General features: G+C 54.4%; 27 protein-coding genes. All 27 read left to right on the plus strand.

The window, feature by feature from the left end:
- Window positions 1-26 precede the first annotated feature (26 nt).
- The 27 genes from AAGJ81_10655 (at window position 27) to AAGJ81_10785 (ending at window position 21,756) form a co-directional block, all read left to right on the plus strand.
- Window positions 27-392 (plus strand): hypothetical protein, encoded by a 366-nt coding sequence (locus AAGJ81_10655; protein MEM0966596.1) that lies wholly within the window; start codon window positions 27-29, stop codon window positions 390-392.
- The gene (locus tag AAGJ81_10660) at window positions 389-1,540 is read left to right on the plus strand and encodes a hypothetical protein (GenBank protein ID MEM0966597.1); all 1,152 of its coding nucleotides are present in this window, start codon (window positions 389-391) and stop codon (window positions 1,538-1,540) included. Before AAGJ81_10655 ends, AAGJ81_10660 begins: the two co-directional genes overlap by 4 nt.
- A gap of 222 nt (window positions 1,541-1,762) precedes the next feature.
- Complete coding sequence (locus tag AAGJ81_10665; GenBank protein MEM0966598.1) at window positions 1,763-2,593, plus strand: hypothetical protein; 831 nt, start codon at window positions 1,763-1,765, stop codon at window positions 2,591-2,593.
- 186 nt (window positions 2,594-2,779) lie between these two features.
- Window positions 2,780-2,992 carry a hypothetical protein gene (locus tag AAGJ81_10670; GenBank protein ID MEM0966599.1) on the plus strand — a complete coding sequence of 71 codons (213 nt, stop codon included), beginning with the start codon at window positions 2,780-2,782 and terminating at the stop codon, window positions 2,990-2,992.
- Window positions 2,993-3,691: 699 nt separating this feature from the next.
- Window positions 3,692-5,899, plus strand: a complete 2,208-nt coding sequence (locus tag AAGJ81_10675) for a hypothetical protein (GenBank protein MEM0966600.1) — start codon at window positions 3,692-3,694, stop codon at window positions 5,897-5,899.
- A 137-nt stretch (window positions 5,900-6,036) separates the two neighbouring features.
- Complete coding sequence (locus AAGJ81_10680; GenBank protein ID MEM0966601.1) at window positions 6,037-6,531, plus strand: hypothetical protein; 495 nt, start codon at window positions 6,037-6,039, stop codon at window positions 6,529-6,531.
- A gap of 279 nt (window positions 6,532-6,810) precedes the next feature.
- Entirely contained in the window at window positions 6,811-7,110 is a 300-nt protein-coding gene (locus AAGJ81_10685) for a hypothetical protein (protein MEM0966602.1), read from the plus strand.
- Between the two features lie 161 nt (window positions 7,111-7,271).
- Complete coding sequence (locus AAGJ81_10690) at window positions 7,272-8,360, plus strand: hypothetical protein (protein ID MEM0966603.1); 1,089 nt, start codon at window positions 7,272-7,274, stop codon at window positions 8,358-8,360.
- Window positions 8,361-8,435: 75 nt separating this feature from the next.
- Window positions 8,436-9,476 carry a hypothetical protein gene (locus AAGJ81_10695; GenBank protein MEM0966604.1) on the plus strand — a complete coding sequence of 347 codons (1,041 nt, stop codon included), beginning with the start codon at window positions 8,436-8,438 and terminating at the stop codon, window positions 9,474-9,476.
- A gap of 150 nt (window positions 9,477-9,626) precedes the next feature.
- Complete coding sequence (locus AAGJ81_10700; GenBank protein ID MEM0966605.1) at window positions 9,627-10,079, plus strand: hypothetical protein; 453 nt, start codon at window positions 9,627-9,629, stop codon at window positions 10,077-10,079.
- An 87-nt stretch (window positions 10,080-10,166) separates the two neighbouring features.
- Window positions 10,167-10,592, plus strand: coding sequence for a hypothetical protein (locus AAGJ81_10705; GenBank protein MEM0966606.1), 426 nt, complete (start codon window positions 10,167-10,169; stop codon window positions 10,590-10,592).
- A 126-nt stretch (window positions 10,593-10,718) separates the two neighbouring features.
- Window positions 10,719-11,183, plus strand: coding sequence for a hypothetical protein (locus AAGJ81_10710; protein ID MEM0966607.1), 465 nt, complete (start codon window positions 10,719-10,721; stop codon window positions 11,181-11,183).
- Between the two features lie 219 nt (window positions 11,184-11,402).
- Window positions 11,403-13,004 carry a hypothetical protein gene (locus AAGJ81_10715; GenBank protein MEM0966608.1) on the plus strand — a complete coding sequence of 534 codons (1,602 nt, stop codon included), beginning with the start codon at window positions 11,403-11,405 and terminating at the stop codon, window positions 13,002-13,004.
- A gap of 1 nt (window position 13,005) precedes the next feature.
- On the plus strand, window positions 13,006-13,485 hold the full coding sequence (locus AAGJ81_10720; protein MEM0966609.1) for a hypothetical protein: 480 nt from the start codon (window positions 13,006-13,008) through the stop codon (window positions 13,483-13,485).
- 2 nt (window positions 13,486-13,487) lie between these two features.
- Window positions 13,488-13,814 carry a hypothetical protein gene (locus AAGJ81_10725; GenBank protein MEM0966610.1) on the plus strand — a complete coding sequence of 109 codons (327 nt, stop codon included), beginning with the start codon at window positions 13,488-13,490 and terminating at the stop codon, window positions 13,812-13,814.
- Window positions 13,811-14,302, plus strand: coding sequence for a hypothetical protein (locus AAGJ81_10730; protein ID MEM0966611.1), 492 nt, complete (start codon window positions 13,811-13,813; stop codon window positions 14,300-14,302). Before AAGJ81_10725 ends, AAGJ81_10730 begins: the two co-directional genes overlap by 4 nt.
- Window positions 14,303-14,306: 4 nt before the next feature.
- Complete coding sequence (locus AAGJ81_10735; protein MEM0966612.1) at window positions 14,307-14,663, plus strand: hypothetical protein; 357 nt, start codon at window positions 14,307-14,309, stop codon at window positions 14,661-14,663.
- Complete coding sequence (locus tag AAGJ81_10740) at window positions 14,660-14,956, plus strand: hypothetical protein (protein ID MEM0966613.1); 297 nt, start codon at window positions 14,660-14,662, stop codon at window positions 14,954-14,956. The genes AAGJ81_10735 and AAGJ81_10740 overlap by 4 nt, the downstream gene beginning before the upstream one ends.
- Window positions 14,953-15,804 carry a hypothetical protein gene (locus AAGJ81_10745; GenBank protein MEM0966614.1) on the plus strand — a complete coding sequence of 284 codons (852 nt, stop codon included), beginning with the start codon at window positions 14,953-14,955 and terminating at the stop codon, window positions 15,802-15,804. Before AAGJ81_10740 ends, AAGJ81_10745 begins: the two co-directional genes overlap by 4 nt.
- Window positions 15,801-16,463, plus strand: a complete 663-nt coding sequence (locus AAGJ81_10750; GenBank protein ID MEM0966615.1) for a hypothetical protein — start codon at window positions 15,801-15,803, stop codon at window positions 16,461-16,463. Before AAGJ81_10745 ends, AAGJ81_10750 begins: the two co-directional genes overlap by 4 nt.
- Window positions 16,460-17,068, plus strand: coding sequence for a hypothetical protein (locus tag AAGJ81_10755; GenBank protein ID MEM0966616.1), 609 nt, complete (start codon window positions 16,460-16,462; stop codon window positions 17,066-17,068). Before AAGJ81_10750 ends, AAGJ81_10755 begins: the two co-directional genes overlap by 4 nt.
- A 112-nt stretch (window positions 17,069-17,180) precedes the next feature.
- Window positions 17,181-17,822, plus strand: a complete 642-nt coding sequence (locus tag AAGJ81_10760; GenBank protein ID MEM0966617.1) for a hypothetical protein — start codon at window positions 17,181-17,183, stop codon at window positions 17,820-17,822.
- A 15-nt stretch (window positions 17,823-17,837) separates the two neighbouring features.
- Window positions 17,838-18,734 (plus strand): hypothetical protein, encoded by an 897-nt coding sequence (locus AAGJ81_10765; GenBank protein MEM0966618.1) that lies wholly within the window; start codon window positions 17,838-17,840, stop codon window positions 18,732-18,734.
- 12 nt (window positions 18,735-18,746) lie between these two features.
- Complete coding sequence (locus tag AAGJ81_10770) at window positions 18,747-20,132, plus strand: hypothetical protein (GenBank protein ID MEM0966619.1); 1,386 nt, start codon at window positions 18,747-18,749, stop codon at window positions 20,130-20,132.
- 9 nt (window positions 20,133-20,141) lie between these two features.
- Complete coding sequence (locus AAGJ81_10775; GenBank protein ID MEM0966620.1) at window positions 20,142-20,996, plus strand: fibronectin type III domain-containing protein; 855 nt, start codon at window positions 20,142-20,144, stop codon at window positions 20,994-20,996.
- 2 nt (window positions 20,997-20,998) lie between these two features.
- Window positions 20,999-21,223: a hypothetical protein gene (locus AAGJ81_10780; GenBank protein MEM0966621.1), complete on the plus strand. Its 225-nt coding sequence runs from the start codon at window positions 20,999-21,001 to the stop codon at window positions 21,221-21,223.
- The gene (locus tag AAGJ81_10785; GenBank protein MEM0966622.1) at window positions 21,223-21,756 is read left to right on the plus strand and encodes a hypothetical protein; all 534 of its coding nucleotides are present in this window, start codon (window positions 21,223-21,225) and stop codon (window positions 21,754-21,756) included. Before AAGJ81_10780 ends, AAGJ81_10785 begins: the two co-directional genes overlap by 1 nt.
- The last annotated feature ends 31 nt before the right edge of the window (window positions 21,757-21,787 follow it).

Consider the following 21,787-nt stretch of genomic DNA (forward strand, 5'->3'; position numbering starts at 1 on the left):
AGGCGTTGCGTGCCCAGTGTTCGCGGATGGGGAAACGGTCGCAGGAAGTTCAGGCTAAGAAGAGGATGGCTGGGCCTACGCCTGACTATCCGCCGATGCTGGGTGAGTTGCTGATGGTGGAGCGTGTCACTAGGCCTGACTTTGCCTCGGTGGAGTATGTGATTCGGCAGGGGGATCGGGCCAACCGGATTGCGGTTTCGGTGTTTGGTCGAGTGGTGCCTGGGCTTAGGACTTGGAGCGCGTTTTATGCGGCGCGTAGGCGGGGGATCATCGGCTTGACCCAGCCTTCGCACAAGGCTTCGGCGGGTAAACCTGCCGATGCTCCGGGGGGTGAGATGGAATTTGAAATTTTGGATTTGAGATTTGAGATTGCAACCGGAGGTTGCGGATGACGCAGACTTTGATTGAGAAGCCTTTGATGCCGGAGCATCCGGTGTTGCCGTTTAATCAGGAGATGGCGGCGGGGATTTTGGCGCAGCATGGAGAGAAGAAGCTGGCGGAGTATGTGGCGCAGCGGAATGCGGCGATCCATGCGGAGTTGACCGATCCGCTGAACTACGGATTTGAGCTGCCGACTTGGTTGCTGGCGGATGTGCTGGCGGGGTTTATCGATAAGGCGACGTTTCGCCGGAAGATTGCGGAGATACGGGCTTTGGCTTGGCGGCCGGAGGTTTACGATGGGCTGGGGCGTTGGCTCGAGTCGGAAAGTTTGGAGAGGGCGATTGATGAGGGGCCTTACCAGTTGGTGATGGTGGTTGGAGGGAATGCGGGAGGAAAGACGGAGTGGATGTTGAAGCGGGTGGTGCAGCACGCAGACAAGTTTGAGGAGTATGAGGGGTGGGTGCTGCATGAGACGAACCCAATGAGTATTACCTATCACCAGACGCGGACTTGGAAATACCTGCCGGAGAACTGGAGAACCACGGGCAAGGGGCAGGTGGGGTATGTGAGTTATAAAAAGCAAACGGGGTTTCCTGATGGGAAAGCTACGGGGCCAAAAGGGGGGCTAATTTGGCACCGCAACTATGAGCAGAAAGAGGATTCGTTTGAGGGGGGAGAGCTGGGCGATAAGCTGGAGCGAAGGGCTATCGGTTTTGCAGCGGATGAGTTGATTCCGTTGCCTTTGTTGAAGACTCTGCGCTTACGCTTGAATCGGAGACAGGCTGCGGGGGTGCTGGGATTTACTCCTAAGCATGGCTATTCGGATGTGGTGGCTTGGTTTCGCGATGGGGCTACGGTGGTGTTGGAAGAGATGGCGATTGAGTTGCGGGAGCCGAGAATGCTTCCGTTGGTTGAGATTGGCGCACCGGAGGGAGAACCGGCAAAGCCGCGTAAGGCTGTGGTTTATTTTCCTACGATATACAATCCCTACCCTACCCGGAACAGTTACCAAAATCTGGTGGATTTGTTGTCGGGTGACTCGGATGCGACGCGGGCGATCCGTATACGGGGGTATGCGAAGAAGCAGGAAATGAACCTTTTTCCGCGGTTGGATGAGAGGGTGCATGTGTTTGAATCGGTGATAGGAGAGAATGTTTAACCACGGATTACACGGATGGACGCGGATTTTGGAGATGGCGGTTTTGCATGGATGGGGATGGATGAACGCGGATTGGGGAAGAATGAAGAGATGGCGAACGTTGAACTTTAAACGTCGAACGTCGAACGTCGAACGTTAATGGATTCTTTCGGATGGTGATTACGATTATGATTAGGATTAGGATTAGGATTAGGAGGGAGAGGGGTGTTTAGGTTGCCGGAGGTGGGGACTAATTATCAGTATGTGGATCCGTGTGGGCGGGGTCGGAATTGGTTTATGCTTTGGTGTCGGGTGGATGCGGAGGAGCGGCGGTGGGTTTACCGCGAGTGGCCTTGTGCGCGGATCCCGGTGCCGGGGATTGGGTTTCCTGGGGCGTGGGCGGAGACGGGGTCGAGCAAAACGCACAAGTTTGGCGGGGTGCCGGGGCCGGGGCAGAAGGGGTTTGGTCTGACGCTGGGAGAATACAAAAACGAGATTGCCCGGCTTGAGGGTTGGGAGGATGTGCGCAGTGGAAAGCCGGTGGAGGATTGGCGCGAGAGCAACGGAACGCGCGAGCGGATCTACCAGAGGAAGATCGATTCGCGGCCGGTGGCGATCCGCAACTATAAGGCGTATTCCGAAAATACTACTCTACTTGAGGAGATGGCCGATATTGGGTTGTTTTTTGAACAGGCGAGCGGGAAGGGGGTCGATGAGGGGCTGGACTTGATCAATGATGGGCTGGGCTGGAAGGATGAGTTTTTGACGGAGGAGGATCCGCTGCGGGCGGTGCAGTTGGGGCCGAAGTTGTTCATTTGCGAGGACTGCCAGAATCTGCTGTTTGCGCTTAAGGTGTATACGAGTATGGGCGGCGACAAGGAGGCGACGAAAGATCCGATCGATACGCTGCGGTATCTGCTGATGGATGATCCGTGCTATGTGCCGAATGATGGACGGCAAGGGGGATACAGTGGACGGGGCTATGGGATGCGCGCGGGCGCAGGTGGCGGGATGCGGCGAGCGGATGAGGCAGGGCCGTCGAAGGCCAGTCGAATGGGAAAGTTTAACCACTGATGGACACAGATGAACACTGATGGGGAGATGGGAAATGGGTCACGCAGAGACGCAGAGACGCGGGAGATGGGGAGAGATGGCGAACTTTGAACGTTGAACGTTGAACGTTTAACTTTGAACGTTAAGTGACTCGGAATTTTTAACCACGAAGGACATGAAGAACACAAAGAATAGGAGTGAAGCGATATGAGTGAAATTCGTAGTAAACCGAAGTTGCCTGCGCCTTATTATGTGCGGTGGGGGGTGATGGTGAATTGGCTGGAGGAGTGGGGGATTTCGGTGGATGAGGTGCGGAAGATGGTCGAAGCGGAGACGATCAAAAAGCATTTTGTAGGGGAGTGTAAGCAGGCGAAGTATGTGCCCGAAGAGATCGAGCGGGAGTTGGGGTTGGGGAGGTAGAACCTGCTTCGCATAAAGCTACGCAGGTCAAGAGTGGGAACCCGCTTCGCCAAGGCTACGCAGGTCAAGAGTTTGAAGGATGAAGAGATGGCAAGAATCACGCAGAGACGCCAAGACGCGGAGATGGCTGTTTTGCATGGATGGACATGGATAAATGCAGATAACAATGAGGATAGGTGCGGAAACAACACAGAGAGGTAACGAATAGCTATGAGCAAAGAAAACACTAATGATACCGAGACAACGGAGCGCGAGCGGAGTTGTCCTACTCCGACTTGTTCTGTGCCCGTGAGACTTCTTGAAAACCTTTTAGATAACACTCGCCAACTCCGTGCTGAAAATCACTGGTGGAAAAATGAGCCGCGAATGGACTATCGAGCCAAATACGCGCAACTGTGTGCCGAAATCAAAATAGGCGAAGAAATTCTTTCACAGAACAAGTTGATCGAGTAGCTTTTCAAACTTCACCCTTCAAACTCTTGACCGGCGTAGCTTTATGCGAAGCGGGTTCAAACTTCTCTCCCTGATCGGGGTGAAACTGTGTGGTTTCGTGTGGTTTCGTGTGGTTTGTGCGGCTGAGGGGTTGCTTTGGGTGGGAGTCTTTGGGATGGGGAGGCTTTGTTTTGCACCCGGTAGAGGGTTTGTCGCATGAAAGAGTAACTACACAGCGCACGGAAAACCCATGGGTAAGGGAAGGTTATGAGTATCGGACATTCGGAGATTGATGTGCTCCAAAAGGGCAGGGTGCTGGGGGGTGCGTTGATTGATGAGTTGGAGCAGGCGATCCAGCATGCGGATGGTTGGGCGGATAATTGCCGGTTGGCTGAGGAGACGGCGTGGTGTATCTGGCCGGGGCAGTCGGATGATGGGCTGAAGCATGCGTTTCCGGGGGATGAGGAGCCGCCTTTCCCTTGGGAGAACAGCAGTGACACGCGGATACGGTTGGCAGCCGAGAAGGTGCGCGAGTGCGTAAAGGTGGCCCTTGCGGTGAAGCGGCGCGGGATGGTGAGCATCCAGGGTACGGAGGGGTTTGACTTTCAAAGGGCGCGACAGGCGCAGTTGCTTTTGGATTGGCAGATGAGGACGCAGATCCCCAATGCGGCGAGGGAGTGCAATCTGTGGGTAAACTGGGCGTGGCTGTATGGTTGGTCGATCATGGGGCTGGGCTGGACACGGGCGGAGGCCCGGTGCAGGCGGCGGGTGAGCCGTGAGGATGTGCTGGCACTTTTGCTGGTGCGCACTGGGGCGGAAATAGAGAATGTCGAGGAAAGGCGGGTAGCCGAGGAGGAGATGGCCCAGGCGTTTCAAACGGCGGTGCTTGAGGATACGGGAGATGGTTGGCTGGAGGAGTGGTTGATGACGCTTTTTCCGGGTATCACGCAGAAGAAGATGGCGCGCAAGTATGCGAAGGCATTGCGGGAGAGGGGCGAGGCGCATGTGCCGGAGCTGCGGACGGTGGCAGACCACCCGGAGTGGCGGGCTTACCGTCCGTTTGAGCATGTATTTCTCCCGGCCGAGGCCGACCATACGGGCACGGCGCGGTGGATGGGCACACGGGAGTGGCTGTCGCGGAGTGAGGTAGAGGCGCGGGCGGCGGAGAAGGACTGGGACGCAAGTTTTGTCGAGGAGTTGTGGAACCATGCGGGGGCGGCGTCCACCTACTCGTTGGACAATTACTCGGCCAGTGCGGCTTATGGGCGGACGCGGTGGAATGGGCACAGGCGGAGTGCGTTTGCCTATGAGTATGATCGCAAGGGGTTGTATGAGGTGATGACGTTTCGCCACCGTGCGGTGGACGACGAGGGGGTGACGGGAATATACGAGACGGTGCTTTCGCCGCATGTGAAGGGGTCGATGGCGGCAGAGGATGAGTATCTGGTGGCTTCGCAGGAGTTGATCGACGAGGGCACGGCGATGCTGCCGGGGATCGACTACACGATTTGGGATGAGGAGCGGCCGCTGGTCGAGAGTGAGGGCTTGCCGCTGTGGATCCACACTTACCAGCAAGAGAAGAAGAATTTGCGCGATAACGAGCAGAACTATGCGGCGATTTCAATCATGCCTCCGGTGCGGCGGCATGTGCGGGATATGAATATCCCGCTGATTATCGGGCCGGATATGCCGCTCTACGAGAGCCAGGCGGGGAGCACGGAATGGATGAAGCCCCCGCAAAATCTGACGGCGGTAAGCCAGAAGCTGCAACGCGACATTGAGCGCGAGGCCAACCGGTTTACGGGGCAGCCGGATGCGGAGGTGCCGGATATGATCGTGCAGCTCAATCAGGAACATTTGACGGACCAGTTTGGGACGCCGTATGCAGAATTGTTGCGGAGAACGTTACAGCTCGACCAGTTGTATTTGCCCGAGACTACGGTGACGAGGGTGACGGCGGCCGAGGGGGAGCCGTTTCGGATCAGCCGGGAGGAGATTCAGGGGCAGTTTGATGTGGCGGTGGCGTTTGATCCTGCGGTGCTGGACCCGGATAAGGCGCAAAAGAAGTTTGAGGCAGTCAGACAGATTGCTACGTCACTGGACCGCAACCAGATCACCGATAGCAATGCGCTGGTGAAGCTGGGCTATCAGATGATCGATCCGGCGTGGGCGAATCTGTTGGTGCGCAGCGATGAGCAGGGGAGTGAGATGGAGCTGCGCGAGACTAAGGATGCGATTGGCGATATTGTGAGCGGGCAGGAGCCAACGTTTACCGACCGGATGAATGCGACGATGCGGTTGCAGTATTTGAACGGGCAGTTGCAAAGCAATCCAGTGCTGCGGGGGATCGCGGTGGATGAGGGCGACCCGCGCAATGAGATGCTGATGAAGTATCGGGACCATCTGGAGTTTGTGTATGGGCAGCAGCAAATACGGCCGCAGGAAGGGAGAGTTGGGGTGTCGTTGGAAGGGTGAACCTGCTTCGCCAAGGCTACGCAGGTCGAGAGTTGGAAGTTGGGGAGAGATGGCGAACGTCGAACGTTTAACTTTGAACGTCGAACACTAAATAACCGAGAAGTTCAAAACTGGGAACTGAACAACTGAGTGAAGTTATGAGTGAGGGGAAGCCTTATGAGGAGTGGACGGCTGAGGAGCTGGTGAATCGGTGTCGGCGGTTGGAGCGGGATTGTGCTAAGGCTGATGCGGCTTGCGACAAGGAGCGGAAGGCGGCGGAAGAGTTTGTTGAGCGCACTATAGAGGAAAGGGAAAAAGCCGCGAAGCAGATCCATTTGCTGACGCAGCAGAATCATTTGCTGGGTGCGGGGATCAACCCGCGTTGGAATGATGAGACGTTGCTGGCTGCGTTGAGTGATGCGGACACCAAGGAAGGGCCGCTGGGAGCGTGCCTGGCGTTGATTGACCGTGCGGTTGAGGCTGTGCGCAAGGATGGCGAGGACGATGCCGAAGGGGGTAAGCTGGAGTCAGCGGCCGCCTGTAGCCTTGCAGCGGCGCGGATACGGCAAGCGAAGGATAAGATCGTGGAGCTGTGGCGGCAGAGTAAGGGGATGAAGGCGGTGGAGCATCGGCCTAGAGGGTATGGAGCGTAGAACCTGCTTCGCATGAAGCTCCGCAGGTCAAAAGTTTGAACCCGCTTCGCCAAGGCTACGCAGGTCAAGAGGGTGAGGGGGGGAAGTTTGAAACGGGAAGAGATGGCGAACGTTTAACGTTCAACGTCGAACTTCCAACTTTAAGTTTGAAGGGAGAAGTGAAAGATCAGGGCGCGGAAATTCAGGGAATCACGCAAAGACGCTAAGACGCGGAGAAGGCGGGGTTGCATGGATGGACAAAGATGAACGCAGATAACAATCAGTAAAGCGATCACTGTAATGAGCACTAGGAACGACGAAAGCATACCAGATCACCGAGGCACTTACGGATTTAAGCCCGGCCAGCAAACCAGTGGTTCCTCTTTACCCAATGGTTCTTACCTTATCGAAAAACTAGATACCCGCAGAGAGTTTGTTACAGAGGTTGATGGATATGTATACTGGTGGCCTAACGTCTCGCATAATGGTCACTTTGCGTCTCACCACCTTCGGTGGATCGCTGACGAGTTAGACCGTAGGAATGAGAAATGGCAAACGTTCATAGATGATCATTTTTCTAAGAGCAAGTTGGTCGACTAGCTTTTCAAACTTCCCCCCCTTCTAACTTCCAACTTCTTCCCCTCCTGATCGGGGTGTAACTGTGTGGTTTCGTGTGGTTTCGTGTGGTTTGTGCAGGCGGGGTATTGCTAAGGGTGTTTTCGCTGTGATTGGTGGGGCTTACCTACTTGGAGGGTTAAGCCATGACACAAGAAATCATCACAGAACCAGTCGCATCACCGGGGGCAGCGGAATCCCCTACCCAAACCGCGTTAAGTGATGCTGAGAACGACGCGGCCCTTTTGGCCGAGTTGGGCGTTGGAGACAGCGCTCCGGAGGAGGAAAGCCCTGCTTCGGAAGAAACGAAGACCGATCCCGAGAAAACCAGCGAGGATGAAACGCCGGTTGCCGAGGGTGAGGATTTGGTGAACGGGCGGCCGGAAGCGGACGCCGACGCAGATGAAACGGAGGAGGCCGAAGACGACTCGCCAGAGGCGTTGACGGAGATACCCGAGGAGCTGCACGAGAAGGTGGGGGCCATCGTAAAGAAGGCCCGCGATAAGGCACGAGCCAAGGCGGAGGAGTATAAAGGTGAGCTGGAGGAGCTGCGTGAGAGTACCAGCGGACAGAGCGATGAGGTAGAGCGGTTGACCAATGAGTTGACCGAGCTGCGCGCCGAAAAGTCTGCCCCGGCCTACTCCGAGGCGAATCCCTATGCGGATGTGACCACGACCGATGCGCTGAACAAGATCGAAGACGAGCTTTGGGATCTGCGGCAAGAGCTGATGGCCAAGCCGGAATCGTTCCAGATCGCCGATCCCTCTGCCGAGGGTGGTAAGCGCACGATGACGGAGGTCGAGCAACGCAAGCGGCTGGCTGTGGTAGACAAGCGTTTGCAGCGCGATCTACCGGCCCGCAAGCAGTGGCTGACCGAGGCGCGTCAGAAAGAGGCGGAGGTGGGCAAGGTGTTGCCGGATCTCGCCAAGCGGGGTAGCCCGCTCTCCCGTGCGGTCAATGAGGTGCTGGCAAAACGCCCGGAGGTAAAGGCACAGGCAGACTACCGCGAGGTAGCGGTGCAGATCGCCTTGGGCCAAAGCCTACTGAAAAAGCATGGCAAAGATGCCTGGGCGATTGCCGAGGGGAAGAAAGTGCCCCCCGCAGAAAAGCCCAAGAGCGTGACCAAGCCACCGCCCGTGCCGAAGACGACGCAATCGCCCGCCCGATCACCAGATCCTGCCCGCAACGCAATCATGACTGACGAAGAGTTTGCCGCTGCATTACGCGCCGGATAAGCGCGCGGATCATCAACGGATCGGTCTCCTAACCATACCAAGTAAACAACCACTTAAACACAGGAGACTGACACTATGCCAAGACCGGCACAAAATGTAACGACAGGGGTGCATCCCAACTATCTTAATCGATTGATTGAGGTGGATGCGGAGGAGACGCCAGCCTTTTCACTGTTGCCGAAGGGAGACCCTTTAAGCAACCCAATCGCCCAATACCCGATTGACGACAGAGACACGGCCAGCAAGGAGGGTGTGCTGGACAATACGCCGACCGAAGGCGCAACCGAGGAAGACAACTACCGGATTCTGGAGTCGCCCAACCACATGCTGGACGAGTTGATCAGCGTGGGGAAGAAAGCCAACACGTTTGTAGACCAAGCCGGAATCGGCAAGGGCAAGCAATACCTCCGCGTGCTGACGAAGAAGCAGAAGGCGATCAAAACGGCCTTCGACCAAATCACTTGTGACGATGCCGAGGCGCGGTTGGAAGGCGTGGGTGGCAAAGGCTCTGAGACACGCGGGATGTTCCGCTGGTGCCAGTCGACTGCGCAGGCAGTCAAGCCGGTGGACCCGCTCTACCGCACACCTGCCGGGCAGATCAGCACGGTGAATCACGATGAGTTCTACGAGGAAACTTTCCAAGGTCTTCTGAATGAGCATCACGATGCCACCGGACGGGAAGGAAAGTTTACGGCAATCGCCGGGATTTTCTGGAAGCAGAAGGTAAGCAACTGGACTGTGCTGGACAGTGGCGATCCTAACTTCTCCTACATCCGTCGGTTTAGCAGTGACGCAAGCCAAGAGCGCAAGGTGCTGAATGCCGTTGTGAACGTGCTCGTCTGCGATGGCGGCCGCGTCGAAGTGCACAAGAGCCGCAACCTGTTGTGGGAACGCTCCCCGTCTTCACGCCGCGAGATTAGCCCCGGAAAATACACGGGTGCTTTCTCGATGATCGGATGGCACGAAGGTTGCGCGGAGTATCGCTTCGGCTGGGAGCCGAGCCACGAGCCGCTTGCCAAGCGCGGGGGTGGCGAAGACGGGCACATTGATATGTGTGCGGCCCTTTGCTGCGATCCTACAGGCATGATCAAGCATGTGCCTGCCGCACTCACCTAATAGCCGGGGAGCGATTGAACTGATTTTCTCACCAACCTGAGATCCCCGTGGGGCCGTGCCGTAGACCCTCCTTTCTCTACGGCCGCCCCACACCGGGGTCGAGGGTGAAGCCGGGAAAACACTAACCATAGAAACTAAGATTCCAGAGAAATGAATATCTCACCACTACCACCTGCTGATCGTACCGCCCTGGGGGCAACGCACTTGATCAGCATCGATCACGAGGACTTGACGGAGACTACGAACAACACCGCGCAGACGGTGACGTTGGCAGTAGTAGACGGCAGCCTCTTTCAACTGGTCGCCATGCGCCTAGTCATCCCTTTTCAGGATGCGGACGATGCGGCCTTTAACTCGACCACGCTGACGATTGGCGATGGGGATGATGCCGACCGCTACCTGGCGGCGACACAGCTCAACGTCAACGGCACGGAAATCGACTACGCGGCCGGGCTGAGTGTGGGCTATGCCTACAATGCAGCCGATACGGTAGACTTCGCGTTTGGCTCGATGAGTGGCAAGGCTCTTGCCGACATCGATACGGGCGAGGTGGCCCTGTATGTGCGCGTGGCCGATCTCAACCACTTCGGCCCGCATCAGTAAGACGGAGCCGAGCATCATCAGTTGGTTTGTCGCCCGGCCCTATTTCAGGGTTTGCGGGGCCGGGCGCAGACCTTATCGACCACTGGCATGTTTACCTTCCACAATATCCCCGAGGAGGACTTGATGATCTTTCTCGAGAACTTGGACAACGAGGTATTGATGAAGCGCGCTCTAGCCGAAGCCGAGCAGATCATTGCGGCGGGGGCAGTGCAACAGGTGGGCGGACAACGACCCACACGGGGCAAGAATGGGGAGCTACTGGCGATGCCGGGGGCCAACATCTCCAGCGGCTACTACTTCAAGCGGATGTTTGAGGAGCGTGAGGCCGATGCGGGGCGCATGGAGCGCATGGAGAACGTGTGGGATGACCCGGATTTTCTACCGTGGGAATTGAAGCGCAATGATGCGCTGCGGCCGCAGATCGATGATGCGGGTGCGCCTGTGCACCTAAGCGGGATCGAAATACCCACTGAGGCTGGGTTTCGAGCTGCCAAACACAACGCCGGATTCTAACCACGGATTTCACGGATAGCACGGAAAACTTAATGGAAAAAGTGATCTAGAATTTAACCAACCGAAAACCCGCCTCCGCGCAAGGCTACGGCGGGCAAACCGAAAACTGGGAAACCAAGGAAAACGATGAATCATATTGGAAATTTTAAGATACGGGATTGCCGGGTGGTGCCGGTGCTCGATACGAACGCTACGACTGCGGGGGATGTGCTGTGCGCTACGACGCAATTGACTGTCTTGCCACCTGGATGGAAGGGCACGGTGGAGCGAATCACGGTGCTGGACAAAGACCATAATGGGGCTGCACTGGATGTGGTGCTGCTAGAGGACGATACCTCTTTGGGCACGGCTGGGAGCGCGGTGAGTGCGAGCGATGCGGCGGCAGAGAAAGTGGTGGCGGTGCAGCAAGTTGCGGCTAGCGATTACGCGGACTTGGTCAATAGCCAGCTAGCCGATGTGGAACTGGCAAAGCCGATTGGCGCAGGAGGCGGGGCACTCTATGCCGCCCTGATTGATCGCACCGGAGGCAACACGTTTACGGCGAGTGGGATCGTTTTGACGGTTTATCTGCGGTCAGATGATCCGAACTGATCCGCAGATTGCGGCAATTCACGCAGATTTTGAAACGGTGAACTAAAGAACTGATAACCGGAAACTGAACGAAGCCATGTTACCTCCGCTTAAAAGAGCCCGTAGACTATTGCTAAGAATCCGAGCGGCCGTCTTTCGGAGCGGTCCACTCACCTATAACGGCGAAGCCATTGTCTACAACGGTGAGGCCCTGACGTTTAACTTTGATGAGGAATAAATATGAGTATTGATCTTGGAAATACACCTGTAGGCGATCCGCCGTCGAGTGGAGAGCAAGCCCAAATACGAACAGCGATCGGAGCTGCTTCAGCCTCTCAAGGGACGAAAGCAGATAGTGCTTTGCAGCCGGGAGACTCTATTCCGCAAACCGATGTTACTGGTCTCACGAGCGACCTCAACACCCGCGCTCGGGATGGCGGAGTTTGGCTGGATGGGGTTAGCGGCGAGATCGATACACGCACGACGTGGGGCGACGACGGCGACAGCCTTGCGTTTAAATTCACGCTGGGTGCTGCAGATACATTTGCTCAAATTCTCAGCGTCGGCGGATCGGGAAACTTCCTGTTCGGTTTTTGGGACGAGGATGACCAAATTGTAGTCCGCAGACTAGGATCGGCGAACATCAATGTAGACTGGTTGCCAGAAATTGGAAAAACCTATCATCTTTATTTTGAGAGATCAGTAGACGACCTTTTGATCTACGTTGACGGCGATCTTGCGGACACGGTGTCTGCAGCATTCAGCGGCGTTTCTTCCGGGAACGTCGTTCTCGGTAGTCGGGGTGGCTCGCATTTTATCAACGGCGGTTTTTCTGAATTTGCACCTTTTGACACGTCTCTGACGGCCCTCGATCTACTCTCAAATTCCAATGATGACGGTCTGGCACAGATCGGCCTTAAAGAGTTTCTGGCACGGAATCCGGCATTAAAGAAAGAGACGGTCACTTATGGAGCATCTAGTTGGTCCAATCAAAGTAATACGTGGGATACTTTCTCCTCTACTGACATTACAGGATTTGAGGCCACTGACTCGGGAGGGTCCACGGACGCGAGGTTAGTGCCGGACAACATCCGCCTGGGAGCCGAGTATGAGATTAGTTTTAGCGTAGACGCTCACAGCGGTGGCAATGTCGATCTTACTATTTTTGATACGGTTACGTTTGGGTCCTATGCGACAATTATCACTGTTACAGGCACAGGTGATTACTCAGTAAGATTCACCAATCTTTTCCGCGAAACGGAAAACCCCATCGTCCGTTTCGCGAGTTCCTCAGCAACAGCACTGACGATCAGTGATTTCACAGTAAAGAAACTCGGTGCACTCACTGCCCTCGATTTCTCAATGGGCACGGGCTATTACGTGCCTGATCTCTCCGGAAACGGAAACTACGCACTACTTAGCGAGAATGGTGCCGTTTGGACTGATCCCAAAGCGAGCGGCTATATAATTGAGCCGAATGTCGACGCCTACAACGCTGGCGCGGGCAACGTGGATCTGATCTCGTCGCTCCGTCCGATTCTGCCAGAGGGGGCTATGCTGACGCGTTTGAGTATTTGGAATCAAAATACAGCCGAGGTAACGGGCACTCTCGATGTGAAGCTCACCACTGGGGGAGCCGGTCAACTCACAGGCGACACCGTCACTCTAAACATGGCAGGAAAATCGTCGGTGGTTCGGGGCAATACGTTTGCCTTAGATATGGCCGATTCGAACGCCCTAACTTCATTGCGCCCTAATGTCGCCTTAACCGCCTCCGACTCAGAAGCGACCAATCTCGCTGTCCGCATCGATTACATCGTCCTCGATCCGAGTCTAACCTAAGATGAAACAACCAATTCTAGTTCACGTCGACGCCAACGCCATTCATTTTCGGGTAGAGGGCAGGGGCGGGATGTATCCCAAGCCATTGCCAGCAAGTGTGACTATTCCGGAAGGTGCAACAACCGCATGGGACGGTAAGGCTCTGACGCTGACCGTCATCGTCACGACTCCTTCGGACGTCGAAGGCGACGAACCGACTGTAACCACGACTCCTTTTGTTCTCACGGAGGCTGAGATTGCCGCCGCTTGGGCTTTTATCCCACCTCCGCCTGAGCTGCCACTTACAGATCAACTAAAGGCTTTGCTGGATAATCAGCCTGCGCTGATTCGAGCCAATTTTGAACCTTTGCGGCGGCCTGTATGGGACGCTATTGAGAGGGGCGACTATGAGGTAGCCAAAATCCTAATACAAGGCGCGACGGTTCCTCCTGAGCTAGAGTCTGTAAGACAAGAGATGTTGTCCAAATTTCCAACTGAATAAGAATGAAACCTTTCTGGACAAATATAGTGAGTGGTGCAGTCACTGGGCTGCTCTCCACACTCTTGGCGGTTTTTGTATTGGTCCACAACTACGAGAAGAAACTAGCTGCGGTAGAAGCAAAAGTAAACCTTCTGAATCAAACTTCGGCTTCATCGGTTTCCGAGATCCGTCGCGACCTCGCAAGGATGGAACAGGAAAAACTTCTTCTGATCCAATCCGATGTAAAAGCGGAGCGGGAAAGGGATCTTCTTAAAGACGATCTGGCAGACATCAAACGCGATGTCGCGGTGATAGCCTCCTATTTTGAACCCAGACAACAAAGACCATGAAACTAAAAAACATCACACTAATCGCCAGCTTCATTCTGGCTTTTGCCTCCACCTTTGCAGACCAACCCGCTTTTTATACCGGTGAGCTCATCGACGATAAGGTCCGGACGGTCTTTAAAATCGACAACAATACGCCGATTACAACGTTTTACCGGACGTATGAGCCTCTAGGGGAAATCCCGGCCGAAGACGAGGGGGTGACTATTTCCACCCGGCAGGCGTGGACGTTCTTCGGTGTCATTTTTAATGTAAGATCCGTTCGCTTCGCACTGCCGGACAGCGAGATTGAATATCTCGTCCAGACAGCCGAAGAGGAGGGTTGGACTGACCGGGAGAAGATCGACGTTCTCAGCATGTATCAACCTTCGCGGGTGCCTGTAGCGCGGGTGGCATTGGGTGTCGATTACGCGGTCCCGGCAGAAACCCTCACTTGGAAGGAAAAGTGGGAGAAGAACCGATTACTCAACGGACAAATCACAAAATACTAATACCATGAAAACACTAATGACTCTCTTGCTGCTAGCCTTTACGGTCAGCGCGACCGCAACTGAGATCGCCTACCCGACCGATCCCACGTGGGATGTTAGGATTCCCGAAGATCGGTTTGGAATGACCGAGGTCGATTGGCCAGAGCCTGCAGTTCTAGCCATTGAGACGCGCACAGTTATACCAAAGGGCTTGCTCAAATTCGGTTGGCAGGCGTGGGAGCTTTCCCCGGAAAAGTTCGATTACTTTGTTCAAGTAGCGACGGACGATTTCTGGACGATGGCCGATTTCAAGCGGGCGACAGAGCCTTATGATCGGACTCAAATTCCAGAGCTAAGGGAGGCTATTTTCGGCGAACTATGAAGCAACTGATTTTAGTCGCCTCTTGCTTGGTGGTCTTTGGCTGTGCCACGACCAACAGTAGCCAAAGGGGTGTCGTTAATAAGAACGAGCTGGTGCGAACGACTGCGTTGAACTGGCTCTTTCTGACAGACGATAGAGAATATCTGACAAAAGAACGTTTCTTCGCGGAACCGCCTACCGAAAGACCGTTGATCGAGCTGCAAGCGGCGTCGGAGTTCCACGGATACGATTTTGTGGATCTACAGCAACGGACCTGGGATCGGGTGAAAATCGTCGAGCACGTAGGAGAATGAGCGAAGACCTTTCAGAGATTTTGCTGCATACGCCGCAGTCCATCATGGATGAGCCCGATCCTCGGGACCATCTGCCAAACATGAGTAGAGCAGCGGCCAACCTTTCAATCGATGAAATGCTGGCGATGCCTGGACTCGGGGAGTTTGGAGTCAAAGCGTCAAATCAAGGGCGTCGCTCGTCCTGCACTCTCCATGCAGGAGTCAATGGAATCGACATGCTTTATGGTCGGTTTTGGCCGGGAGAGGGTCCAAGTGGTTTGTCCCGTGAGGGTGCCTACAACGCGATCCGTAATCACTTTGGGCGACTTGATAAGGATGAGGGAATGACTTCCCGCCAAATGATGGAAGGGATGAAGGAAGTGGGTCTTCGATCTTCTTCGTTTTGGGAGCCTGACAGTGTCTTTGAAGCTCCACCTGCCGACTACAAAGACAGCTCGATCAAACTCGATTTAGGGTATTACAAAATGCCCACGTTTACCGACGAGGCGGGGCAGTTCGCCCCCGGAACCAATTACTCTCTGCGGATGTGGTTACAGTGGATCAAGCTGGAGCGGTTACCGATTTGGGTATCTACCAAAATACCCGTGGGGGACATGCGGTCTTCGCAGGTGAGGCGAACCGGGATCAGGGGTCAGGCGTTTTACCGGAGCCGCAATGAGCCTGGTTACTGGCACCGAGAAGTCGTTGAAAACCTTAGTCGTTTCCCCGATTCGAGGATCATGGTCACTTTGCTCGGATCATGGGATGAGCACGTAGGCGACAGAGGACGATTTCATGTGCCGTGGGAGAACTTCCTGAACCGCTACTACACCGGGCAGAATCACGCCCCTAAGAAGGGTCTGGCATGAGGCCGGAAGTAGTCAGAAAACGCAGGCTACAAAAGGCCCGATCTGAAGCTGCAAGGCGCGATGTATGGCTGACTGATCTGCATTGTTCCCCCGCGAAAGTCCATTGGGTATTGCCGGATGGGACCGTTCGGGGAAGAGTCAAAAATGGGCATGTTCTTGATGCTCCCTCAGCCTTCATTGACCGACACAATCGGTTGTGGGTGGACTGGCCTGGAGCCGCGTCGGACGGAGCGTCCTATCCGTCACCACAAGCAGAAGGATGGTGGACTAGACAAATCGGAAAACTGCTCAAGAAGGTAGTCGGCGACAGGCTCCTGGAAGGTGTTATCGCGGCCGCCTTCAAACACGACAGAATGGGCCGGAAGACACTGGTGTATTGGATTGAAGAAGAGCACCGGGAGTTGTTGGTGACGGTCTTTGATCCGAGGCACGGTCAGAATGTGATGAGGGAAGTGATCTCGGAGGCAAAGAAAGTCTATCTGAATCTTTCGATCGTTGAAGCTGCCAGGATATACGCTCACATGCTAGCGGCGTGGCCTGTGGATGAGACGGTTAGCAAGATTCAAACACTTCGGCAGAAACTCGGGCTAATCATCTTTCAGCCTTGGTATCGATTGATTCTTGGGACCGGAGAAGGCCGATGGGAGGTAGCGACATGAAGGTGAAAGAGCCAATTGTAAAAGGATTAACCCACCGTTACACAGGACGCAGTGGAGCTACTGTGGGTGTGGGCTCAGTAGTAGCCTTGCTCGCGTCGGACCCAGCGCAACCTACTGAACAGGATCTATTGAATGATCCTCCTGCTATCGTTTTAGAGGCAGCTCCAAAACCTGAGCCGGTTTTTGTGGAGGCTATGCCCGTTCCTGCAACCACTCAGGTGGAACAGAAGGTCAGAGAGACCGAAATCGCTAAGGACGGTGAGTTAAGAATTTACCGGAGCTTTGAGATGGTAGACGGGCAAGCGGTCTTGGAAGAGTATCAAGATAAATTGGCGGTCTGGGGGAAGAACGTAATTTCGAACGCCGAAGCCACAGCGACGAATTTATACAACGAAACTCAAGAGTTCTTAGATAACCCTGTGTTTGTAGAAACCAACGCTGACGTTCAGGAGCTACAGCAACATGTGGGTGCTGCCGCTGCCGTAGTTCAGAGAATTCTCGACCGTGCCGCAACAGATCCAATCCCGGTGCTCGGGGCGCTAGTCGGCGCGTTGCTGGCCTTATTTTCCAATCCGAAATCTGAACCGAAGAAGACCAATGAATAGAAAACTCGAGACGTTAATTTTAGGTTTAGTATGTATCGCAACGCTGGGCTTGGTTGGGTGCGCCAGTAAGCAGCCCACGTTTGTTCAAGGACCGCCTGTCGTGGGTGGAAAAATGCAGGATTTGCCCGCTCAATCCGCGCCGATGCTGGGAAGTTCTGATCAGGCTGAAGATGCTCCTGCACCTGTTTATGTCAGCCCGTATTTTGACGATGACGGCATGTTTCTTGGAACTATGGTCGGCGGGACGTTTATCCCTGACGGCCCGGGTTCTCCAATGATCCAGTCGGCTTTAACTCAACTCAGCACTCCCGAGGGGTGGTGGGAAGGTTGGATTAACTTCTTCACAGCATCAGATCGAAAGTTTGCACACGTAGAAATGGTCAATGGGATCCTTATCAATGCTTATGCCGAGTATCAAGATAGGTTCTACGCCAACAATAAGGTCAAGATACCGAATGAGTTTGGAGATATAGAGGTGCCAGTCGGCCAGCCCTGGCCGTTTGATATGTTTGCCAAATACTTCATCGCAGCGACGAGCCCTGCTCAGGAAATGGGAGTGGACGTGTGGTCCGGCTTGGCAGTATTCGGAGCGTTCAAAACCTTTGAGACCGTTAATAATGCGATGGATAGTGTAAACGCTACTAACCAGACTGTTATTGAAGCAGGCGCACAAGGAGCCGCTGGTGCCCTTGAAGGCGTAGGCGCGGGAGTGGAGGCTACGGTGACCGGAGCTGGATTGTTCGCAAGTCCTTAAAATTAAAACGAAGCCATGAGTCTACCGACAGTCACTTTTGATTCCGTTGTCGAATACACGCTCTACCGGCTGGGGCTTGAGCAGGAGTCGCCGCCGAGTGCGGACTACAATGATGTCAAGGCCATACTGAATATGCGGCTGAGGGAGTGCTGGGAGTATGCACAGTGGGATTTCCTGAAGGTGCTGGTGCACGAGGATACGCGGGCGGATGCGTATGTAGTTTCGGGAGCGGGGACGGTAGCTGTCGATGGGTATTATGCACGTAGGGGAGACTTTAACACATTCCCCCGATACTCGCAATACGAGAGCGATGGAGTGACAGTCGCAATTGACTTATTGGATGACCCGACACCGTTTAACCAACTTTGGCGACTAAGGAACCCCGATGGTTCAGTAACGTATTATACTTCAGGATCGATTGGGGTGGTGACCGAAACCCCGCCCGATCAAGGATGGATCGCAGCTTCTGGGGACGATCCCGCGCCCAGCGTTACGCGCAGCGTCTACCGCAGTATTGATCTTTCGGATGGCCGCACGGTCTTTGGTGTGTGGGCGGAAGACCCACGGGAGAATGAGCATGCGCAGATGGTGCGGACTTCGTTTTTCAACGGGACAGAATTGCGGTTGGATGCGAGTGCGCCGGACTGGGTCTACTACCACTACGCACCGGCTGCGCCGGATTGGCTGGACGATAGTCCTACGCCAACGGTCTACGAGGTGTTTCGCCAGCCAGCGGTGGAGCTGGCAGCAAGTGACTATTATGCAGGGCAGGGAAACACAGCAGCGGCCAGCCAGGCTAAGGCACGGGGGATCGAGCGGCTGGATGAGCTGTGCCGCCGCTACGCGCAGATGAACACGCAGCCCCGGGTGCAAGCACGGGTGCAGGTGCCACAGATGGGGTGGGGCCGGTAGAAGAATGAGGCCATGGCACTGCGCAATACCAATCTCAAATCCCTTCGCGAGCCGAAGATCACGCGGCTGCACAATAACCGCTTGCAGGTAGAGCGGTGGTTTGGCCCGCGCACGAAGACGCTGGTCTATTCCGATAAAGTTGCGGGGGAATTGTTGGCCGCGTTTGCCACGGCAGATAGTGCGACCGGACCTACCGGTAAAAGTAAACCAGTACGCACCAATGAGGCGTTTACGGATGTGCACTTGGTGGAGGTGTTTGCCGATGTGTCGCCGGATCTGGGGGGCATGTATGTCTACGAGCGGTATGTGACGCTGACGAGCACGTGGACGAATGAGGAGCCGGTGCGGGCAAAAGCCCCCCGGCGCGGACTACGGACGATGGAATACGTGGAGGTAGCCCTGCCCGGAACAGCAGTCGAGTATGACGAGGAGGATGTGGGCGTATCTACACTGGATTTCGGAGGCAAGACGCTGTACTTGGCGGAAGTGGACGACGACGCAGGCGATGACCGGATCGCTCGTGTGCGCACGCTGTGGATGGAGCCGGGCACACTGGGGCGAACAGAGGCACAGGGGCCGGTAGCGGGCACGATTGACATTGTTATTCAGGCATTTGCTACCCAACCAAGTGTGGCAAACACTGTTTTAACCCGAAAAGCGGAATCAGACTTTGAGGGTATCAAGACTTACAATTATCATTTTACGACGCGCATTGGAGAACAGCATGCGTTTTCCTATCCAACTACCTTGGATATTGTAGATCCGGGAACGGTGTCGCTAGAAGAACAGGCGTATGCCGTGCATACTGAGCAACTTTACGAAGCGGTTATTGATGGAGGAGCACCCAATCAACAGGGGTTTATCCGAACAACAGGGATGCCCGTCCTTACCGAAATCGATGATGTTGAAGAGGTCACTGACATTGAACCAATTAACAGGCGGGTTTTCGGAACCGTAGCCTATGTAAAACCAACTCGGGCCAGCCGCAAACCAGTAACGGCGACAGTTAGAGAGTGGATAACCAGTAATCCCCCAGCACCATCAACGCCATACGCAAACAATCTCGCGAGTTATGGAGTATGGATTACCGAGTCTGCAGTGCGGATGCGGGGTGTAGGTTCGAAACTTAATAAATCTACGCAGTATCTACCGCAAACTAAGCTCTTGAATTCAGCTGGACAAGAGGCAGCCACTTCGACTGCGGAGTCTATTCTTTATTTCTCATTTACAGAAGATTTGTCAGACAGACGCGAAAGCACAACCCGCACGTTAATCAGAGCCGAACAGGTAGGTACCGCGCCTTTGGAAACTGGTCTTTATGAGGTAAAGCCCACCTTTGCTTTTCGCGATCTCAACACGGGTACGCCCTACTACTCCGTAAAAGAAATCACCTTGTAAGACAGAACAATGCAAGTATCAGCACCCACCAATGTAAATGCAGCAGCAGAGAGCGCGGGGGTAATCCGTGTGACCTGGACCAATGCGCAAACTACACACGAGTTCAACAAAGTCGAGTATAGGGATATAACTGGCGCGGGTTCGTGGACGACTGCCAGTTCCACCATCGCTGCCGCAACTTCAACTTATGACATTACTGGACTGTCGGCACTCAATCAGTATGAGGTCCGGGTCAGTGCGCTGAATACGGCAGTGGCTCAGGTCGATGAAATTACTGCAGTCGCAGATTTAAGCGATAGCCTAGATGGGCTCTATTTTGATGTATATGATTCTGCTGGACCCGTTAGAGTGTGGTTCGATGTGGACAATAGTGGGACCAGTGCGCCTTCGGCTCCTACGGGTGGTCGGTTGCTCGAGGTGACGGGCATCGTCACCGATGCCAGTGCAACGTCCGCTGCCACAGCAATCGCTTCCTCGATTAACGGAGACTCCGAATTCAGCGCAAGTGCTGTAGGTGCTACGATTACAATCACTAATGCGAGCACGGGGGATCGCGCAGCAATCAGCTTGGGAACCTCAACCTTCGCCGGAGCGGGGACAACGACGGAGGGCGAAGACGGAAACTCAACTACGGTATCGCCATCGGCCAGTGTGTTTACGTGGCCCAGTGCGGCTGGAACCTATTGGGGATCGAGGATCAATGAAACAACAACCTCCTGGACTTATATCATCACCATTACAGGCAGTTCTCCATTCTTTGATGTAAGTGCTGCTCCAATATCCAGTGAACGGGTGGCGTATCCCGATGCGGTGATAAGCGAGTTCCGGTTTGGGCCACAAATCACAATTCCAAGTTATGTGTAAGTATGGACGAAGTTGAACAGGCTACTTCTTCGCGATTTAATCAACTAGATCTCGCGCGCAAACCTGAATTGGCAAAACGAATCCGGATTGAGACCCAAGAAGAGCCCGATGATGAGTTTGCCAATCGGAGAGCGGCTGGCGGTGGGTCGGCTGCTGGGATTACTCTGGATGTCGTCCTCGATGACAACACGGCAGGAACAGTAACGGTATCGGGGAGTTTTGACTGATGGCTATTTTACGAGCAGGGCCATTTGCAGACGTGTCCGATTCGTTTTTGGATATCGATCCAGACCCAGACATAAACACGACGGCCGACCCCGTAAACTGCGCGATGGACAACACCTCACCTCGTTGGCCTTGGCGGGTTTTTAGGATAGATCCGTTGTCTGGAGGGAACTACGAATACGATACAGTAAATTCTAATCCCGGGGCCTCTTATTCAACCAGTTTTTCAAATGAGGGTATACTTGAAGGAGATGGTGTCGCATGGAGATACCAAGCCGTGCAGGATTTTACACTAAATGGTTCTTACAATTGCAACAGTAGTGGAGGAAATCCGGGTCCAGATATAAGATTTTCTATTCGAGTAAGTGGAATAACTGTTTTTGCCGACAGTGATGGAGATGACGAATCAGCCAGTATAGGTGGGAGTTTCAGCATCAATTTGCCTGCTGCTGTAGTACCCATCTCAGTTAGAATTTTAGTCAATTCAGAAAATGCAACATCAGCATTTGGTAGTTTTCAGATCAATTTCCCGTAACTGCAAAAAGAAAAATAAACAAGGAGGAGTA

It is taken from the genome of Verrucomicrobiota bacterium (genome assembly GCA_038744685.1).
In the GTDB taxonomy this organism is placed as follows: domain Bacteria; phylum Verrucomicrobiota; class Verrucomicrobiia; order Opitutales; family Puniceicoccaceae; genus Puniceicoccus.

Coding starts and splice junctions, on each gene's coding strand:
- AAGJ81_10655 (MEM0966596.1), top strand. CDS start 27: ATGGGGAAACGGTCGCAGGAAGTTCAGGCTAAGAAGAGGATGGCTGGG.
- AAGJ81_10660 (MEM0966597.1), top strand. CDS start 389: ATGACGCAGACTTTGATTGAGAAGCCTTTGATGCCGGAGCATCCGGTG.
- AAGJ81_10670 (MEM0966599.1), top strand. CDS start 2,780: ATGAGTGAAATTCGTAGTAAACCGAAGTTGCCTGCGCCTTATTATGTG.
- AAGJ81_10675 (MEM0966600.1), top strand. CDS start 3,692: ATGAGTATCGGACATTCGGAGATTGATGTGCTCCAAAAGGGCAGGGTG.
- AAGJ81_10680 (MEM0966601.1), top strand. CDS start 6,037: ATGAGTGAGGGGAAGCCTTATGAGGAGTGGACGGCTGAGGAGCTGGTG.
- AAGJ81_10685 (MEM0966602.1), top strand. CDS start 6,811: ATGAGCACTAGGAACGACGAAAGCATACCAGATCACCGAGGCACTTAC.
- AAGJ81_10690 (MEM0966603.1), top strand. CDS start 7,272: ATGACACAAGAAATCATCACAGAACCAGTCGCATCACCGGGGGCAGCG.
- AAGJ81_10695 (MEM0966604.1), top strand. CDS start 8,436: ATGCCAAGACCGGCACAAAATGTAACGACAGGGGTGCATCCCAACTAT.
- AAGJ81_10700 (MEM0966605.1), top strand. CDS start 9,627: ATGAATATCTCACCACTACCACCTGCTGATCGTACCGCCCTGGGGGCA.
- AAGJ81_10705 (MEM0966606.1), top strand. CDS start 10,167: ATGTTTACCTTCCACAATATCCCCGAGGAGGACTTGATGATCTTTCTC.
- AAGJ81_10710 (MEM0966607.1), top strand. CDS start 10,719: ATGAATCATATTGGAAATTTTAAGATACGGGATTGCCGGGTGGTGCCG.
- AAGJ81_10715 (MEM0966608.1), top strand. CDS start 11,403: ATGAGTATTGATCTTGGAAATACACCTGTAGGCGATCCGCCGTCGAGT.
- AAGJ81_10720 (MEM0966609.1), top strand. CDS start 13,006: ATGAAACAACCAATTCTAGTTCACGTCGACGCCAACGCCATTCATTTT.
- AAGJ81_10725 (MEM0966610.1), top strand. CDS start 13,488: ATGAAACCTTTCTGGACAAATATAGTGAGTGGTGCAGTCACTGGGCTG.
- AAGJ81_10730 (MEM0966611.1), top strand. CDS start 13,811: ATGAAACTAAAAAACATCACACTAATCGCCAGCTTCATTCTGGCTTTT.
- AAGJ81_10735 (MEM0966612.1), top strand. CDS start 14,307: ATGAAAACACTAATGACTCTCTTGCTGCTAGCCTTTACGGTCAGCGCG.
- AAGJ81_10740 (MEM0966613.1), top strand. CDS start 14,660: ATGAAGCAACTGATTTTAGTCGCCTCTTGCTTGGTGGTCTTTGGCTGT.
- AAGJ81_10745 (MEM0966614.1), top strand. CDS start 14,953: ATGAGCGAAGACCTTTCAGAGATTTTGCTGCATACGCCGCAGTCCATC.
- AAGJ81_10750 (MEM0966615.1), top strand. CDS start 15,801: ATGAGGCCGGAAGTAGTCAGAAAACGCAGGCTACAAAAGGCCCGATCT.
- AAGJ81_10755 (MEM0966616.1), top strand. CDS start 16,460: ATGAAGGTGAAAGAGCCAATTGTAAAAGGATTAACCCACCGTTACACA.
- AAGJ81_10760 (MEM0966617.1), top strand. CDS start 17,181: ATGCAGGATTTGCCCGCTCAATCCGCGCCGATGCTGGGAAGTTCTGAT.
- AAGJ81_10765 (MEM0966618.1), top strand. CDS start 17,838: ATGAGTCTACCGACAGTCACTTTTGATTCCGTTGTCGAATACACGCTC.
- AAGJ81_10770 (MEM0966619.1), top strand. CDS start 18,747: ATGGCACTGCGCAATACCAATCTCAAATCCCTTCGCGAGCCGAAGATC.
- AAGJ81_10775 (MEM0966620.1), top strand. CDS start 20,142: ATGCAAGTATCAGCACCCACCAATGTAAATGCAGCAGCAGAGAGCGCG.
- AAGJ81_10780 (MEM0966621.1), top strand. CDS start 20,999: ATGGACGAAGTTGAACAGGCTACTTCTTCGCGATTTAATCAACTAGAT.
- AAGJ81_10785 (MEM0966622.1), top strand. CDS start 21,223: ATGGCTATTTTACGAGCAGGGCCATTTGCAGACGTGTCCGATTCGTTT.